The organism is Butyrivibrio sp. MB2005, from assembly GCF_000424285.1.
GTDB lineage: Bacteria > Bacillota > Clostridia > Lachnospirales > Lachnospiraceae > Butyrivibrio.
Genome location: NZ_AUJP01000028.1, coordinates 1 through 18041 on the forward strand (window position 1 = coordinate 1; position 18041 = coordinate 18041).

The 18041-nt window shown below is 42.5% G+C and carries 14 protein-coding genes; 13 read left to right on the forward strand and 1 reads right to left on the reverse strand.

Translation table 11 applies throughout. The features are described 5' to 3' along the window. The first annotated feature begins 375 nt into the window (after nt 1-375). The 4 genes from G610_RS0113630 to G610_RS0113645 all read left to right on the forward strand — a co-directional run bounded on the left by G610_RS0113630 (nt 376) and on the right by G610_RS0113645 (nt 7697). Complete coding sequence (locus G610_RS0113630; protein WP_026525239.1) at nt 376-1260, forward strand: glycerophosphodiester phosphodiesterase family protein; 885 nt, start codon at nt 376-378, stop codon at nt 1258-1260. Between the two features lie 136 nt (nt 1261-1396). Continuing rightward, nucleotides 1397-4033: a pyruvate, phosphate dikinase gene (gene ppdK / locus G610_RS0113635; protein ID WP_026494328.1), complete on the forward strand. Its 2637-nt coding sequence runs from the start codon at nt 1397-1399 to the stop codon at nt 4031-4033. A 178-nt stretch (nt 4034-4211) separates the two neighbouring features. Then, complete coding sequence (locus G610_RS0113640; protein WP_026525240.1) at nt 4212-6623, forward strand: glycoside hydrolase family 3 protein; 2412 nt, start codon at nt 4212-4214, stop codon at nt 6621-6623. Between the two features lie 87 nt (nt 6624-6710). Beyond that, nucleotides 6711-7697, forward strand: coding sequence for a diaminopimelate dehydrogenase (locus G610_RS0113645; RefSeq protein WP_026525241.1), 987 nt, complete (start codon nt 6711-6713; stop codon nt 7695-7697). 116 nt (nt 7698-7813) lie between these two features. Here G610_RS0113645 and G610_RS0113650 read toward each other — a convergent pair whose 3' ends face one another. Beyond that, the gene (locus G610_RS0113650; RefSeq protein ID WP_026525242.1) at nt 7814-8113 is read right to left on the reverse strand and encodes a hypothetical protein; all 300 of its coding nucleotides are present in this window, start codon (nt 8111-8113) and stop codon (nt 7814-7816) included. A gap of 189 nt (nt 8114-8302) precedes the next feature. Between G610_RS0113650 and G610_RS0113655 the strand changes: the two genes are divergently transcribed. The 9 genes from G610_RS0113655 to G610_RS0113695 all read left to right on the forward strand — a co-directional run bounded on the left by G610_RS0113655 (nt 8303) and on the right by G610_RS0113695 (nt 18038). Then, nucleotides 8303-9196, forward strand: coding sequence for a metallophosphoesterase family protein (locus tag G610_RS0113655; RefSeq protein ID WP_026525243.1), 894 nt, complete (start codon nt 8303-8305; stop codon nt 9194-9196). 171 nt (nt 9197-9367) lie between these two features. Next, nucleotides 9368-9652 carry a co-chaperone GroES gene (locus G610_RS0113660; protein WP_026494333.1) on the forward strand — a complete coding sequence of 95 codons (285 nt, stop codon included), beginning with the start codon at nt 9368-9370 and terminating at the stop codon, nt 9650-9652. 92 nt (nt 9653-9744) lie between these two features. Further along, a complete protein-coding gene (groL, locus tag G610_RS0113665) occupies nt 9745-11367 on the forward strand; it encodes a chaperonin GroEL (RefSeq protein WP_026525244.1) in 1623 nt (540 codons plus the stop codon). Between the two features lie 955 nt (nt 11368-12322). After that, the gene (locus G610_RS0113670; protein ID WP_026525245.1) at nt 12323-13381 is read left to right on the forward strand and encodes an FIST signal transduction protein; all 1059 of its coding nucleotides are present in this window, start codon (nt 12323-12325) and stop codon (nt 13379-13381) included. Between the two features lie 13 nt (nt 13382-13394). After that, a complete protein-coding gene (locus G610_RS0113675; RefSeq protein ID WP_026525246.1) occupies nt 13395-14357 on the forward strand; it encodes a methyl-accepting chemotaxis protein in 963 nt (320 codons plus the stop codon). Nucleotides 14358-14627: 270 nt separating this feature from the next. After that, nucleotides 14628-15650, forward strand: a complete 1023-nt coding sequence (locus tag G610_RS0113680) for a hypothetical protein (RefSeq protein ID WP_026525247.1) — start codon at nt 14628-14630, stop codon at nt 15648-15650. A gap of 226 nt (nt 15651-15876) precedes the next feature. Next, the gene (acpP, locus tag G610_RS0113685) at nt 15877-16104 is read left to right on the forward strand and encodes an acyl carrier protein (RefSeq protein WP_026525248.1); all 228 of its coding nucleotides are present in this window, start codon (nt 15877-15879) and stop codon (nt 16102-16104) included. Nucleotides 16105-16122: 18 nt separating this feature from the next. After that, on the forward strand, nt 16123-16974 hold the full coding sequence (gene accD / locus G610_RS0113690) for an acetyl-CoA carboxylase, carboxyltransferase subunit beta (protein WP_026525249.1): 852 nt from the start codon (nt 16123-16125) through the stop codon (nt 16972-16974). Between the two features lie 59 nt (nt 16975-17033). Then, complete coding sequence (locus G610_RS0113695) at nt 17034-18038, forward strand: acetyl-CoA carboxylase carboxyltransferase subunit alpha (protein ID WP_026525250.1); 1005 nt, start codon at nt 17034-17036, stop codon at nt 18036-18038. The last annotated feature ends 3 nt before the right edge of the window (nt 18039-18041 follow it).

Below are 18041 nucleotides of genomic sequence, written 5' to 3' on the forward strand. Positions count from 1 at the left end.
TATCCTTGATCTGCTTGACTACAGAATATCTGTCAGGAAATATCTGTCAACCCTGCGCACGGCGCACCGCAAAGCGGCTTTGGGGTTGACTGATATTTCCTGGCAGATAAAGTAGTCAACAAGCAGACCAAGGAATATAAGCGGAACACAAGGTTCCGCAGGGAACAAACGGCTAGGGGCTGGTAACGGGGGCTTCAGTGCTGTATAATAACGGAGACAAAGTCTGATCTTAAATGATTCCGGGTGTATTCCACCCTTTTGTTTCCGAATATCAATTTACGCTATCATTTTGAATTTTGCACTTGTCAAAAAAGACATAAGATATTAAAATATCATGGGCGTCTAAGTAAGACCAAATAGCAGGAAGTGTGAAAAATGTTTTTAAAGATTTTACTAATAATTATCGTGGTTTTAATCATCCTTTATTTTCTGGCAATTATGCCCGGGATGAGCAAAAAGCCGATATCCCATGAACTGCTAAAACAGAATTTATATGCCCATAGAGGATTGCACGACAATAAGTCAGAAGCTCCCGAGAATTCAATGGCTGCTTTTAAGAAGGCTGTTGATGGAGGGTACGGAATTGAGCTCGATGTTCAGCTCACTAAGGACGGAGTTCCGGTAGTTTTTCACGACTTCACACTGGCAAGAGTTGCCAGATATGAAGAGGGACAGATTCCTTCAGATGCTGTAAGGAATGAGGACGGTTCTCTTGGAGTAGCCGGCAAGGTCATCGACTACACCTATGAGGAACTGCAGCAGTTCCATCTTTTGGACTCGGATGAGAGAATTCCAATGTTTGAGGATTTTCTTAAACTGGTTGATGGAAGAGTACCGCTTATTGTAGAGCTCAAGATTGAGAGATTTGACTTATCAGTTTGTCAAAAGGCCTACGATCTTTTGGAAAAATACAATGGAGTTTATTGTATCGAATCCTTTAATCCGCTTGGTGTTTACTGGCTTAAGAAAAACCACAGCGAGATATTCAGAGGACAGCTCTCTGAGGAATTTTTCCACGAGATAGACCAGGTAATGCATACACCGCTTTATTTTATGCTTGCATTCCTGATTTTCAATTTCCTCACAAGACCTGATTTTGTGGCTTATAATCACAAGCATGCAGGTAACCTGTCAAGGACATTGTGTCACAGCCTTTATAAGAATACGGCTGCAGCATGGACTATCAAGAGTCAGGAAGAGCTGGACAGGAACAGAGAGAAGTTTGATATTTTCATATTTGAGGGATTTATTCCCGCTTAATTTTTGGCCTTCCCGGTATGATTCACCAGGAGGCGTGTAATAGGATAATTACTGTGCCAGGGCATGGATAATTATAAATAGTAACATAAATGGAAAGGGATTTACCGAATCGAATATCGGTAAGAAAGGTAGTGAAATGGCGAAAAAATACGTTTACATGTTCAGCGAAGGCGACATGACCATGAGAAACCTTCTCGGTGGTAAAGGTGCAAACCTTGCTGAGATGACATCAATCGGTCTTCCTGTACCTCAGGGCTTCACAATTTCAACAGAAGCTTGCACACAGTACTATGAAGATGGTCGTAAGATCAACGACGAGATCATGGCTCAGGCTATGGAAGGCGTTAAGAAGATGGAGGAGATCAACGGCAAGAAGTTTGGCGATCTTCAGAACCCTCTTCTCGTATCTGTTCGTTCAGGTGCTCGTGCATCAATGCCTGGTATGATGGATACAATTCTTAACCTTGGTCTTAATGACGAGGTAGTTGCTGCAATGATCAAGGGCAATCCTGATCCTGCATTCGAGCGTTTCGTATATGATTCATATCGTCGTTTCATCCAGATGTTCTCAGACGTTGTTATGGAAGTAGGTAAGAAGTACTTCGAGCAGCTCATCGACAAGATGAAGGAGCAGAAGGGTGTTAAGTTTGACGTAGATCTTACAGCAGCTGATCTTAAGGAGCTTGCTGAGCAGTTTAAGGCTGAGTATAAGAACCAGCTTGGTTCTGATTTCCCTTCAGATCCTGTAGAGCAGCTTAAGCTTGCTATCGAGGCTGTATTCCGTTCATGGGATAACCCTCGTGCAAATGTTTACCGTCGTGACAACGATATCCCTTATTCTTGGGGAACAGCTGTTAACGTAATGCCTATGGTATTCGGTAACCTTAACAATGAGTCCGGTACAGGTGTTGCATTCACACGTGACCCTGCTACAGGTGAGAATAAGCTTATGGGTGAGTTCCTTATCAACGCTCAGGGTGAGGACGTAGTTGCAGGTGTTCGTACACCTATGCCGATCGCTCAGATGGAGAAGGAATTCCCTGAAGCATACGCTGAGTTCATCAAGGTTTGTGATACACTTGAGAACCACTATCACGACATGCAGGATATGGAGTTCACTGTTGAGAACAAGAAGCTCTATATGCTCCAGTGCCGTAACGGTAAGAGAACAGCTCCTGCTGCTCTTAAGATCGCTTGTGACCTTGTTGATGAGGGACACAAGACTCCTGAAGAAGCTGTAGCAATGATCGATCCTCGTAACCTTGATACACTTCTTCATCCTCAGTTCGATGCAGCTGCTCTTAAGGCTGCAACACCTATGGGTAAGGGCCTTGGTGCATCACCCGGTGCTGCTTGCGGTAAGGTTGTATTCACAGCTGATGACGCTGTAGCTTGGGCTGAGAGAGGTGAGAAGGTTATCCTTGTTCGTCTTGAGACATCACCTGAGGATATCACAGGTATGAAGGCTGCTCAGGGTATCCTTACAGTTCGTGGTGGTATGACATCACACGCTGCCGTTGTTGCTCGTGGTATGGGTGAGTGCTGCGTTTCAGGATGTGGCGACATCAACATGGACGAGGAGAACAAGAAGTTCACACTTGCTGGTAAAGAGTTCCACGAGGGAGACTTCATCTCAATCGACGGTACAACAGGTAACATCTATGATGGCGTTATCAAGACTGTAGACGCTCAGATCGCCGGCGAGTTCGGACGTATCATGGATTGGGCTGATCAGTTCAGAAAGCTTAAGGTTCGTACAAACGCTGATACACCCGCTGATGCTAAGAAGGCTCGTGAGCTTGGTGCTGAGGGTATCGGTCTTTGCCGTACAGAGCACATGTTCTTCGAGGAAGACAGAATTGCTGCATTCCGTGAGATGATCTGCTCTGACACAGCTGAGGAGAGAGAAGCTGCTCTTGAGAAGATTCTTCCTTATCAGCAGAAAGACTTCAAGGCTCTTTATGAGGCACTTGAGGGTTGCCCTGTAACAATCAGATTCCTTGATCCTCCGCTTCATGAGTTCGTTCCTACAACAGAGGAAGACATTAAGAAGCTTGCAGATGCTCAGGGTAAGAGCGTAGAGGAGATCAAGGCTATCATCGCTTCTCTTCACGAGTTCAACCCTATGATGGGTCACAGAGGATGCCGTCTTGCAGTTACATATCCTGAAATTGCTAAGATGCAGACTAAGGCTGTTATCCGTGCTGCTCTTGAGGTTCAGAAGGAGCATGCTGATTGGAACGTTAAGCCTGAGATCATGATTCCTCTTGTATGTGAAGTTAAAGAGCTTAAGTTCGTTAAGAAGGTTGTATGTGAGACAGCAGATGCTGAGATCGCTGCAGCTGGTGCTAAGCTTGAGTATGAGGTTGGTACAATGATCGAGATCCCGAGAGCTGCTCTTACAGCTGACGAGATCGCTGCTGAGGCTGACTTCTTCTGCTTCGGTACAAACGACCTTACACAGATGACATTTGGATTCTCTCGTGATGACGCTGGTAAGTTCCTTAACGCTTACTATGATGAGAAGATCTTCGAGAACGATCCTTTCGCTAAGCTTGATCAGACAGGTGTTGGTAAGCTTATGGATATGTCACTTAAGCTTGGTAAGCCCGTTAATCCTAAGCTTCACGTTGGTATCTGCGGAGAGCACGGTGGAGATCCTTCATCAGTTGAGTTCTGCCACAAGATTGGCCTTGACTATGTATCATGCTCACCTTTCCGTGTACCTGTTGCTAGACTTGCAGCAGCTCAGGCAGCTATCGCAAACAAGTAATTATAAAATTGCCTGTTAAGTGAGTAATAAATAATGAATCGGACATTATCGTAAAGGTAATGTCCGATTTTTTTCTGTGTATTTTTATATTTTTAGGGAATTATTGATATAGATTCCCGGAAATACCATTTATAATGTTCATATACTAATTGGGTAAATGTAATGGAGGTACATTTAAATGGCAAAATGGCAAAGAGTTAAGTATCATCCGAATCTCCCTCTTGGAGCGGATGGAACAAGGGTTACGGCATCTAAGGAGCACATTGAGATCTCCAAGAATGCAGCAAAAGAGGGAATGGTCCTGGTTAAGAATGAAGGAGGTTTTCTGCCCTTTAAGAGAGGTCAGAAGATAGCTCTTTTTGGAAAAGCTTCTATTGATTATGTAAAGGGTGGCGGCGGATCAGGTGATGTTACCGTTCCCTATGTTACTAATCTTGCAGAGGGCTTTAAGAAGCTTTCATCTGAAGTAAGTGTGTTTGAAGGCACAGTAAAGTTCTATGAGAAGTATGTCAGAGATCTGTATGAGGAAGGCAAGATGCCCGGACTTATCGCAGAGCCTGAGCTTCCACAGGAGCTTCTTACACAGTCGCTGGCATTTACTGATACTGCCGTTATTTCAATCAGCAGATATTCAGGTGAAGGCTGGGACAGGAAGGCTGATAACGACGATGGCAGAAAGCACAAGGATGTAGCACAGGACCTTGTGGATGAGACAGATAAGCTTTTTGAGAGAGGCGATTTCTATCTGTCCAAGGCTGAGAAGGAGCTTGTTGATAAGGTAACAGCAGCATTCCCTCACACAGTGATAGTTCTTAATATCGGCGGAATGTTTGATGTTTCCTGGATTAAAGAAAATGAGAAGATTGATTCCGCTCTTATAGCATGGCAGGGCGGTATGGAAGGCGGACTTGCAACAGCTGAGCTTCTTCTTGGAATCGGAACACCCAGCGGTAAGCTCTCAGATACTTTCGCAAGAGATCTTGCTGACTATCCCGGAACAGAGCATTTCCATGATTCTGATGACTATGTTGAATACGAAGAGGATATCTATGTTGGATATCGTTATTTTGAGACCATAAAGGATGCTGATAAGAAGGTTATCTATCCCTTCGGATACGGCCTTTCATACACAAACTTCAATCTGAATCGTGTCAAGGTTGCAGTTGAAGATGACAAGGTTACAGTAAAAGCTAATGTTACAAATACTGGCAAATATCCCGGAAAAGAAGTAGTACAGGTATACTTTGGCGCACCTCAGGGTAAGCTTGGAAAACCTGAAAAAACTCTTATAGGCTTTAAAAAGACAGCTGAGCTTCTTCCCGGTCAGTCACAGCGCGTGATAATAGAATTCAATGTTGGAGACATGGCTTCTTACGACGATCTTGGAAAGGTGCAGAAATCTGCTTATGTTCTTGAGAAGGGTAAATACACCTTCTATGTCGGAACAGATGTAAGAAATGTTAAGAAGGCTGATACTGACTATGTTCAGGACAAAGATGAAGTAGTATGCCAGCTTACAGAAAGAATGGCTCCTGTAGATCTTAAGAAGAGAATGCTTTCAGATGGAAGCTTTGAAGAGCTGCCTCTGGGTGATGCATCCAAATACAATGATAATATTCTTAAGGATGTGGAGCTTGAAGGACCGCTTCACGCTATGCCAAAGGTTCGTCCTGTAGAATACAGGCACAGTTTTGAGCCTTCAGGTAAGCCGCAGCTTGAAGAAGTGGCAGATGGCAAGATCAGTCTTGATGATTTTGTTAAGGCTCTTTCAGATGAGGATATCGCATGGCTTGTTGGCGGACAGCCTAATGTAGCCGTAGCTAATACCTTTGGTTATGGAAATAATTCAGAATTCGGTATTCCTAATGTAATGACAGCTGATGGCCCTGCAGGTCTTAGAATTCAGCCACAGGTTGGCGTTAAGACCACAGCATTCCCTTGCGCAACACTTCTTGCATGTACATGGGATCCTGCTGTAGCTGAGCAGGTAGGTATTGCAGGCGGAGAAGAGGTTAAGGAGAATAATATCGGTGTATGGCTTACTCCTGCTATGAATATTCACCGTTCACCTCTTTGCGGAAGAAACTTTGAGTATTATTCTGAGGATCCCTATCTTACAGGTAAAATGGCTGCAGGTATGATAAGAGGTATCCAGAGCAACAGAGTGGGCGCTACAGCCAAGCATTTTGCACTTAATAATAAGGAGACCAACAGAAAGAACAGTGATTCACGTGCATCAGAGAGAGCAATCAGAGAAATCTATCTGAAGGCTTTCGAGATCGTTGTTAAAGAGTCACAGCCTTGGAGTATCATGACATCCTATAATATCATCAATGGCAGAAGAGCTTCGGAAAATGAGGACATGCTTGAAGGCATCCTCAGAGGAGAGTGGGGCTTTGACGGAATGGTTACAACCGACTGGTGGACCTATGGTGAGAACTACAAGGAATGCAAAGCCGGTAACGATATGAAGATGGGCTGCGGTTATCCCGAGAGAATCCTTTCTGCTCTTGAAAAGGGAGGCATTACCAGAGAAGAACTTGAAAAAGCTGCTAAGAATATTCTTGGTCTTATCCTCAGAATTGATTAATAGTAAAAATAATAGAAAAAACACTTTAATAAAGTGACGCGGTAGTGTATTATTTTTACCAAAGTTTAAAAATCGGAGGACAGGACAATGAGTATCAGAATTGGAATTTTAGGATATGGTAACCTTGGAAAAGGTGTCGAACTTGCAGTAAAGGCAGCTCCTGATATGGAACTGGTTGCTGTTTTCACAAGACGTGATCCGGGTAGCCTTCAGATCAAGACAGAGGGTGTACCGGTAGTATCCGTTAATGATGTAGACAGCTATAAGGATAAGATCGATGTAATGATCCTTTGCGGAGGAAGTGCTACAGATCTTCCCGAACAGACACCTAAGTATGCGAAATTGTTTAATGTTGTTGACAGTTTTGATACTCACGCAAGAATACCTGAGCATTTTGCAAACGTTGACGCAGCAGCTAAGGCTGCAGGCAATGTGGCTGTTATCTCTTGCGGATGGGATCCCGGAATGTTTTCACTGGCAAGAGTATATTCAAATGCTATCCTGCCTGATGGTAAAGATTACACCTTCTGGGGCAAGGGAGTATCACAGGGACACTCAGATGCAATCCGTCGCATAAAGGGCGTAAAGAATGCAAAACAGTACACAATCCCTGTAGAAGCAGCTCTTGAAGCAGTAAGAAACGGTGAGAATCCTGAACTTACAACCAGACAGAAGCACACCAGAGAGTGCTTTGTGGTTCTTGAGGAAGATGCTGATGCAGCAGCTGTTGAGAAGGAAATCAAGGAGATGCCCAATTACTTCGCTGACTATGACACAACAGTTCATTTTATCAGTGAGGAAGAGCTTCTTAGAGATCACAGCGGAATGGCTCACGGCGGTTTCGTATTCAGAAGCGGTAAAACAGGTGCAGACAAAGAGCATAATCACATCATTGAGTATAGCCTGAAGCTCGATTCTAACCCTGAGTTTACTACAAGCGTTCTTGTAGCTGTTGCAAGAGCAGCTCATCGCATGAAGAGCGAAGGCCAGACAGGCTGCAAGACCATGCTGGATATTGCACCGGCATATCTTTCAGAGCTTAGCGGAGAGGAGCTCAGAGCTCACTTACTGTAATTCACAGCTGAATTGAATGTATCAGACACGTAAAAGCGGTACCGACTGTTTTAGTCGATACCGCTTTAAAATATGTAGAACAATGTCACAGAAATTCTGTTTTGGGAATGCTATATTTAATTATCTTTTACTACAACTTTTCCGCCATTTTTGACGCTGTCCTGCTCCAGCATCTCAATTGCAGAGGCAGCTATTTCATAATACATTGCAGCGTTGTCCTGGATTTCTGCCATTTTTTTCATATTTGTAATGCAGAATTTTTTTGCTTCGGCAATATCTGTCTGTGTGAAAACTCTGCTACCGCAATAGAGAGTTCCTGTAGCAGGATCAAAATGAGAATCCTGTTTTTTCTGCTCACCACTCATACCCATAACGCCTGCAAGAGAGCGTATCAGATCTTCACGATTATTTGCCATTTTGATCCTCCAATCTTTCACTTTTTATATAATCCCGGGTACATAATGGGATTTGGTCAGCCCAAAATCGATACCACTAGTATTTTCTCATAAGAATCTTTTTTGTGTATTAACAACTTATTATAAAAATATTAAAAAAGCTAGAAAAATGATATCATGAATTAAGTGTATAAAACACCGGAGGATGATATGGACATAGCGGTTTTGGGCGATGTTCACAGCAATCATGTGGCATTGCAGGCAGTTATAGATTACTGCATGGGAAAAGGAATAACGAACTATATTCTGCTGGGGGACTTTGTAGCAGATGGGCCAAATCCCAGGAAAACTATGGAGCTGATATATGTACTTAAGCAGTACTTTACCTGCTACATTGTAAGAGGCAATAGAGAGGACTTTTTGCTTAATTACAGGAAAAGCGGAGAGAACGGATGGTACAAGGGATCTGCCAGTGGGTCACTTCTTTATACTTACGAACAGCTGACAGATAAGGACTTTGACTTTTTTGAATCTCTGCCAATTTATGGCATTTATAATCCCAGAAAGCTCCCTGGCTTTGAATATTGTCATGGTTCACCCACGGGAGTTTCGGAGGTACTTTTTGCAGAAAAAAGAAGTCTTAAACGAGTGATGAATAAATGTAAGACGGATATGCTTTTACATGCTCATACTCATGTTCAGGAGAGCTTTTCATACAGGGACAGGAAGGCAGTTAATCCGGGATCTCTTGGGCTTCCCAGAAACAGCAGGCAATTTACGGAATTTGCCATATTGCATGGAAGCGCATCAGGATTTGATGAAGAGCTTGTTCAGATAAAATATGACAGGCATGAACTTCTAAAAGAATTTGCAAAATCCGGAATGAGCGAGTATGCTCCGGCCTGGGCAGCAATTCAGATGCATACCATCAGGACAGGAATAGACCTTAGTGAAGCCATACTTCTGCAGGCAATGAGACTTTGCGAGGAGGAGAGAGGAATGGTGCGCTGGCCCGATATCCCGGAGAAGTATTGGGCAGAAGCACTGAAAAATAATTATATTGACCTCTCCGGTAAGGATATACCCAGAAAAAATCAAAACTAATTAATTCTATATTTTATAAGTACAGCTGTTTATTACCTTTTTTTGCTTGTTTTCTTGACAAACATCATGAATGGATATAATATATTTTTTGATGATTAGCACTCGAATTAAATGAGTGCTAACAATTTGAAAAGTTAATAAATGCAATAAAGATATAAGGAGGCATTAGAAATGAAGTTAGAACCACTTGCAGACAGAGTTGTACTTAAGCAGCTTGAGGCTGAAGAGACTACAAAGTCAGGAATCGTTCTTCCCGGCGCTGAGAAGGAGAAGCCCCAGCAGGCTGAGGTTATCGCAGTAGGCCCCGGCGGAATCGTTGATGGTAAAGAAGTAAAGATGCAGGTTAAGAAGGGTGACAATGTCATCTATTCAAAATATGCAGGAACAGAAGTAAAGCTTGATGACGTTACATACATCATCGTTAAGCAGAACGATATTCTCGCTATCATCAAGTAATTAGATTCATCATCAAAGCCTTCGCTCAAAAAGGGAGAAGGTGGCGCGTAGCGCCGGATGAGGGTAATAAAATAAATGGAGGCATTTTAAAAATGGCAAAGACAATTAAGTACGGCGCTGACGCCCGCACAGCTATGGTAGAAGGCGTTAATAAGCTTGCAGATACAGTAAGAGTTACAATCGGACCTAAGGGCAGAAACGTAGTTCTTGATAAGAGCTATGGCGCACCTACAATCACAAACGATGGTGTTACAATCGCTAAAGAGATCGAGCTTGAGGATGCTTATGAGAACATGGGCGCTCAGCTTGTTAAGGAAGTAGCTACCAAGACTAACGACGTAGCAGGTGATGGTACAACAACAGCTACAGTTCTTGCACAGGCTATGATCAATGAAGGTGTTAAGAACCTTGCAGCAGGTGCTAACCCCATCGTACTTAGAAAGGGTATGAAGAAGGCTACAGATGCAGCTGTTGAATCAATCAGCAAGATGGCTACAAAGGTTAAGGGCAAGGATCAGATCATGAGAGTTGCCGCTGTATCATCAGGTGATGACGAAGTAGGTCAGATGATCGCTGATGCTATGGAGAAGGTTTCAAACGATGGTGTTATCACAATCGAGGAATCCAAGACAATGATGACTGAGCTCGACCTCGTTGAAGGTATGCAGTTCGATCGTGGTTATATCTCAGCTTACATGGCTACAGATATGGATAAGATGGAAGCAAATCTTGATGATCCTTATGTTCTTATCACAGATAAGAAGATTTCCAATATTCAGGATATCCTTCCTCTTCTTGAACAGATCGTTAAGACTGGCGCTAAGCTTCTTATCATCGCTGAGGATGTTGATGGTGAGGCTCTTACAACTCTTATCGTTAACAAGCTCCGTGGTACATTCAATGTAGTAGCTGTTAAGGCTCCCGGCTATGGCGACAGAAGAAAGGCTATGCTCGAGGATATCGCTATTCTTACAGGCGGTAAGGTAATCAGCTCTGACCTTGGTCTTGAGCTTAAGGATACAACTCTTGACGACCTTGGACGTGCAAAGAGCATCAAGGTTGAGAAGGAGAAGACCACTATCGTTGACGGTCTTGGCGACAAGAAGGAAATCCAGGCTAGAATCGCTCAGATCAAGAAGCAGATTGAGGATACAACATCTGATTTCGATAGAGAAAAGCTTCAGGAGAGACTTGCTAAGCTCGCTGGTGGTGTTGCAGTTATCAGAGTAGGTGCTGCTACAGAGACAGAGATGAAGGAAGCTAAGTATCGTATGGAAGATGCTCTCAATGCTACAAGAGCAGCAGTAGAAGAAGGCATCATCTTCGGTGGTGGTAGCGCATACATCCACGCATCCAAGGAAGTTGCTAAGCTTGCTGAGAAGCTCGAAGGCGACGAGAAGACAGGTGCTAAGGTTGTTCTTAAGGCACTTGAGGCTCCTCTTTTCCACATTGCAAACAACGCAGGTCTTGACGGTTCTGTAATCGTAAACAAGGTTAAAGAATCCAAGCAGGGAATCGGCTTCAATGCATATTCAGAAGAGTATGTAGACATGGTTAAGGACGGCATCATCGATCCTGCCAAGGTTACAAGAAGCGCTCTTCAGAACGCAACATCTGTTGCTTCAAGTTTCCTCACAACAGAAGCTGCCGTAGCAACAATCAAAGAGCCCGTTCCTCCCATGCCCGCAGGCAACCCCGGAATGGGAATGATGTAATAAAATAACGAGGCATGCGCCTCGTTAAGGGGAAAAGCCCTTGTTCATCATTATTTCAACCCTCGACTTTAGTCGATGAGTAAAATAAGACATAGAGTGCGAAGCACTTGAAAATAAAAAGGATAGCTTATCGAGCTTGCTCGAAATAAGCTGTCCTTTTTTATTTTCAGTAGCGTCGAAGACGCGCTATGTCCTATTGTACGTATTGAATCAATCGAGAGATAAATCATTGGGTAAGGCTTATTCACCGACAGAGGCATATGCCGACAAAAAATAACGAGGAAATGCGTTAGCATTTTCGAGTCTAATGATTCAACGAGGTAAATCATTCATATGAGAACCAACGGTAACGAGGGAAGTGCGTCAGCGCTTTCCGAGTCTGATGATGCAGTGAAGTGAACCATTCAATGAGAACCAATGATAGCTCGGTCAGCGCTTTCCGAGTCTAATGATGCAACGAGCTTTTTGGGGTATGTCTAGAGTTTGATTACGTGGATGATTAAGGGAAATACTATTCATCCCCGTTAAAATAGCAGTGAATTGAACCTAGATTACGTGGGTGATTAAGAGAAATACCATCCATCCCCGTTAAAATAGAAGGGAATTGAGCCTTGATTACGTGGATGAATAAGAGAAATACTATTCATCCCCGTTAAAATAGCAGTGAATTGAGCCTTGATTACGTGGATGATCAAGAAAAATGCCATTCATCCACGTATGGCAAGCAACAAATCAACCGTAACAAATCAACGCAACGAATCAACAAATCTATCAAGAGAATGCACCCACCAAAGAAAAACATCTGGCGTGTGTCTCTGCCACGTTCAGAGTTTATTAAATTTTAATAGAATATTTAACAAAATATAGCACACTACTACTGTTATGACACTTATTCAAATGATATTATGTTAACAGATGGGTATTTTTGATTTCTTTAAATAGGAGAATATGCCTTATGAAAATGTTTAACGGAAAAAGTACATCTGCAAATGTAGCAGAGGCATCAAGAGGTCTTGCTGCACCTAAGCTTATCATTTTTACAAGTGATGCTGATCATTTTGATAAAAATGTGGCCGAGATTGAGGAGAAATTCCCGGGTATTCCCAGCATAGGTTGTGTGGGTATGAGTTATGATGCGTCGATTCAGGAAGCAGGTCTTTCAATTACTGCTTTTACTGAAGGGGTGAAGGTTAGAACCGGCGTTCTTGAGAAGGTATCAACAATGCCTGCTCGTGATGTTGGAAGTCTTGAGAAAGACCTTGACGAGATTAAACCCGGCAAGGAGAATACTGCGATAATCGATTTCTGTGCAGGAAATGACGCTGCAGTTCTTACCACACTCAGAAGCCTTCTTGACAGATATAATCTTCAGGTTATGGGCGCTACAGGTGATGCCGGCAAGGTTTCCTTAAACGGTAAGGTATATGAAGATGCCATGAGTTATGCCGTTATCAAAAATGAGGGCGGCAAGGTTAAATCCTATAAGGAGAACATCTACGAGCCCATGGATAACCGTCAGCTTATCGCATCCAAGACAGATAAGGCTAAGTATTATCTTGGAGAGCTTAACGGACGCTCCGCAAAGCAGGTTTATATGGATCTGACAGGCGCAAAGTCTGATAAAGAAATCATCGACCAGACCTTCAAGAATCCTCTTGGAAAGATGATAGGAAATGATGTTTGCATCTGCTCCATCAAGGATGTAGCAGGAAGCGGACTTATCCTGTACAGACAGATAAACGACTCTGATATCCTCACACTTCTTGAGATGAAGAACCCCATGGAAGTAGCCGAGCAGACTGTGAGCAGAATCAAAAATGATTTTTCAAAAATATCGGGTATATATTCAGTCAACTGTATTTTCAGATACCTTGTTCTGAAGGAGAGGGGAGAACTGAACACCTATCTTGGTAAGATAGCTCAGCTTGGACCATCCTGCGGACTAATTGGATTTGGAGAACATTACAATACCCAGTTTGTTAACCAGACAATGACATGTATTGTGTTTGAATGAGGGAGAGACGAATATGTTTACAGATATTTTTAAAAAGAAAACAGAAGAAGCTGATATCGAAGTAAACGCTCCTAAGGAAGATATGGATGAGAGTAAGAAGAAATCGCTTATCTATATTGCTGATTCTGTAAAAAAATTCCAGAAGGAGCTCGTTCAGAACGAGGTTAGCTCTCTTACAGAAATCCATGATATGGGTGAAGCAGTAGAGAATGTTATTAAGAGTAACAATGACCTCAGAGATCAGATGGAAGCATTTAATGAGATGTTCGCAGCTGTGAACGAAAGCGCCGGTAAGTTTGAAGATGTTAAGGTAAATATCTTAAACAGCGTTCAGAATGCCCAGAATAAAGTATCTGAATTAAAAGACAGCTCCAATGAAGTAAGAGCAAGCTTTGATGAGATGACACAGGGCTTCGAGAACTTCAAAAGTGCTGTTGATCAGATCTCCGATTACATGAAAAAGATCATCGGTATTGCAACCCAGACTAATCTGCTGGCACTTAATGCTTCAATCGAAGCTGCAAGAGCCGGCGCAGCAGGAAAAGGTTTCGCAGTTGTTGCTACGGAAGTAAGAGAACTGGCAGATGAGATCAAGGTTATGATCAGCCAGGTTAATGCATCTATTGATGCAGCAGGTGAAGAGAGTGAGAAGCTTTCTATCAATATTCAGAACTCGATCGCTGCCATGGATAAGAGCCTTCAGGAAGTTGATGAGACCAATGCAACCTTTGATGAGATCATCGAGAGCGCAAACGGTGCCAATGTAGTTCAGGAGGAAATCTCCGATACAGCGAATACGGCTTCCGATGAGCTTAACAGAATAGGCAACAGCTTCACGGAGATAAACAGGCGATATGATGCTCTTGTTAATCAGCTTGACAGGGTTAATTCCCTTGGTACTACAAAGAGCAGCGTGTTCGAACATATCGACAATCTGGTATCTCAGATAGAGCCTATTGTAAAAGACAAAAAATAATCGATTTCAGGTCTGTAACCCATGTGGTTGCAGACCTTTTTTTATCTTATAGCTTCCTACGGAAGCTATAAGATAAAAAACACTCCGTGTGGATGCGCAGCTCGCGGAATTGAAGTTTATTGCTTCGCAATACCGCTCGCGCGCGAGGATTTCGCAAGCGAAATCCTATTTTACTTTGTTATTTGAATGCGTGGTTTTTTTATATCTGATGCATATATAATAGTGACAATAAAAATATAAATTTAATCTGATATTGCAGGAGGAAATGATATGCCTAAGACAGCGTCAGAAATATTCAATAAAAAACTATATGCTTCTGATTCAGTAAGAGCGATAGAGCAGCGTGTGAATCAAACCTGGATGCACACGAGTGTTGTAGATCCAAATAGATCGATTTTAATGGATCTGTTTGAGGGATTTTGTGGCCTTGTTGAGAATGACCCCAATTTAATAGAGAATGGGCTTGAAAAACTTGAGAACTTCAACAAATTTCTTACAGAGCCTCAAGATGATGGAAGAACCGGTTTTGATATTCTTACAGACGGTTTATCAAAGGCAGATACTGAGACATTTTTTAGTGATCTGAGAAGATTCAATAGGGATCTCGATTGGGGTCTTGACATGGAGAAAATTGAGGAGATAAAAAATGAGAAGGTTGCTTCAATCGTTGATGAAAAGATTTCGGTCAGACCTACTACATTTAATGATTTGCTTGACAATGTACGAAAAAGTGAATCGAATGTCTCAAGAACAAGTTCAATGCGAGCTACAACAGTAGAGAATGTGATTGATAAATCCGAGGACATGGCTAAGGCACCGGATCTCTATAATGAAAAAGAAACTGCATGGGCATTGAATCTTAAGAATCAGGCGAAAGCTGCCAAGGGTAAGATGAATTCATCACAGTATAATAAATTCTATGATGAAATCAAAGTATTCACCAACCTGGCAGAAAAGATTATTGAAGCCAAAGAAAATTATCAGACCAATATGCCTCTTAGCAGTTTCAACTCAGACACACGTAAAAGATTGTCCAAGTATGCCAAAAACGGAATAGTCGAAAATATTGATATTTTAAGGGCTTATTCTAAATCCTGGAACCAGGTGAAGAAAAAAGCCAACGATTATCAGAACTATAAACTCAATGAGAAGAACTTCACAAGAGATCCCAAGGTAAAACCGGGACATGCTCTTGATTCAAGCGGAAAGAAGAAGTTTGCTCTTATGGATCAGATTTTTGGAGTAAAACCAAGAGAAGTTCAAAAGGTTAATAATGTGCAGAAAGCTAAGTGATTGAACTAAAAACATAAAGATAGCACTCATAATACTGATGGCAATAAAGTGAATGATTGATAGCAGAAAGGTCTTTGGCGATTAGTGCCAAAGATCTTTTTTTGCTCATTTTCCAAGGAAACCCAAATCCACAAAAACAGTTTATTGTTGACAAATAAAAAATCCGGCTATAATATTTCAAATGTAATTAGCTAAAAAGCATTTAACTAAAAAGGAGATAACTAAAATGAATTTAGATGAAATCAAAGAACTTATTGCTGAGACACTTGGAGTAGATGAGGACAAGGTTACACCTGATGCAAACCTCATTGACGATCTTGGAGCTGATTCACTTGCAATCGTTGAGCTTCACATGGAGATTGAGGAGAAGCTCGGAATAAAGATTCCGGATGAAGCAATTTCTGATCTTCATACTGTAAGTGATGTCCTTGAAGCTATCAACAAAAACAAATAAGAAAAGCAGGAGGTACTTATGGGACCTTTAATGAATGCCATATCTTTTCCTGCGAAGGTAAAAAAGGATATCGGCGATGCTTTTTTGAAAAAAGAAAAGGAGCCGGTTTTCATTACCTGCAAATCCTGTGGAAGAAGAGCACTGAAAAAGGACTGGCAAAACAGTTTCTATGTATGCCCTGTATGTGGCAAGTACAGAAGTATTGGAGCCTATTACAGACTATCGCTGATTCTGGATCCCGGAACCTTCTATGAACTAAATGCCGATCTTAAGGCTGAGGACCCCATGGAGTTTCCTGAATACAGGGACAAGCTTGATAAGCAGAAAAAGAGCACCGGACTTGAGGAAGCTGCTGTAACAGCAACAGGAAAAATCGGCGGATATAAAGTTACTGTCATAGTGCTGGACAGCAGGTTTTTCATGGGGAGTATGAGCAGCATAGTGGGAGAGAAAGTCACAAGGGCGGTAGAATATGCCACAGAGAAAAAGATGCCACTTATCATTTTCTCAGCCAGCGGCGGAGCCAGGATGCAGGAAGGGATCTACAGTCTGATGCAGATGGCAAAAACTGCGGCAGCAATAGAAGAATTCAATGCTTCAGGCGGACTGTATATCAGCTATCTGACGCATCCCACAACAGGCGGAGTAACAGCAAGTTTTGCATCTCTTGGAGATATCACACTGGCTGAACCGGGAGCACTAATCGGTTTTGCAGGTCCAAGAGTAATCGAGCAGACAATCCATAAAAAGCTCCCCAAGGGTTTTCAGAGAAGTGAATATCTTGAGAACCACGGCTTTGTGGATAAGATAGTGCCAAGAAATCAGATGAGATCCACTCTGATAAAGCTGCTGGAACTTCATGGAAGGTAAGAAGAGAGCGAACTGAAACATCGACAGCGGTAATAATAATCGCCACGAGGTATGGTCAGATGATTGAAACGATACTTAAAAAAGTTGAAAAAATAGATGCGCAGATAGATGCACTGCAAAGTACAGCGGGAAAGGAAGCAAAGGTTCTTGTTAAAAAGACAAGTGAAAGCATAGAGAAGCTTGAGAGCGTAACCTCTGAGTATGACAGCTGGGACAGGCATTCTAAGGAGATTGAAAAGCTCAAAGAGATGCGGGCATATTTCCTTAGTGATTGCAGGAATCTTAGCCCTGATGAAAAGGTTTATCTTGCAAGACATAGTGCAAGGCCTCATATCGATGATTTCATAGATTCGCTTTTTACTGATTTTTTTGAGCAGAAGGGTGATCATCTTTTTGATGAGGATAAGAGTATCTATGGAGGAATAGCGAAATTCCATGGAATCCCGGTAACTGTCCTTGGGCACAGAAAAGGGCACAGTGCCCAGGAAAGCATGGAATACAATTTTGGGATGCCCTGCCCTGAAGGATATCGCAAGGCACTAAGGATCATGAATCAGGCTGAGAAGTTCAGAAGACCGATAATAACCTTCATTGATACTCCCGGAGCATATCCCGGAATGGAGGCAGAGGAGCATGGTCAGGGTGAAGCCATTGCCATGAATCTTGCCAAGATGAGTCAGTATCACGTGCCTGTTATTTCTATTGTCACAGGCGAAGGAAATTCCGGAGGAGCCCTTGCTATAGGTGTTGCCAACAGGGTACTTATGCTTGAAAACGCTGTTTATTCAATTCTAAGTCCTGAGGGCTTTGCAAGTATTCTCTGGAAGGATTCCGGAAGACGCAAGGAAGCCTGCGAGCTCATGAAGCTGACGGCCGAAGATCTTTTTGCAGCAGGAATAGCAGATGAAGTTATAGCAGAGCCCCTTGGAGGAGCTCAGAGAGATTATAAGACTGTTATGAGAAATCTTGATGAAGCGATCTATAGACATCTAAAGGACCTGATGACCCTTTCGGAAGCAGAGATCAAGAATGACAGGCAGATGAAATTCAGGAAGATTGGATGAGAT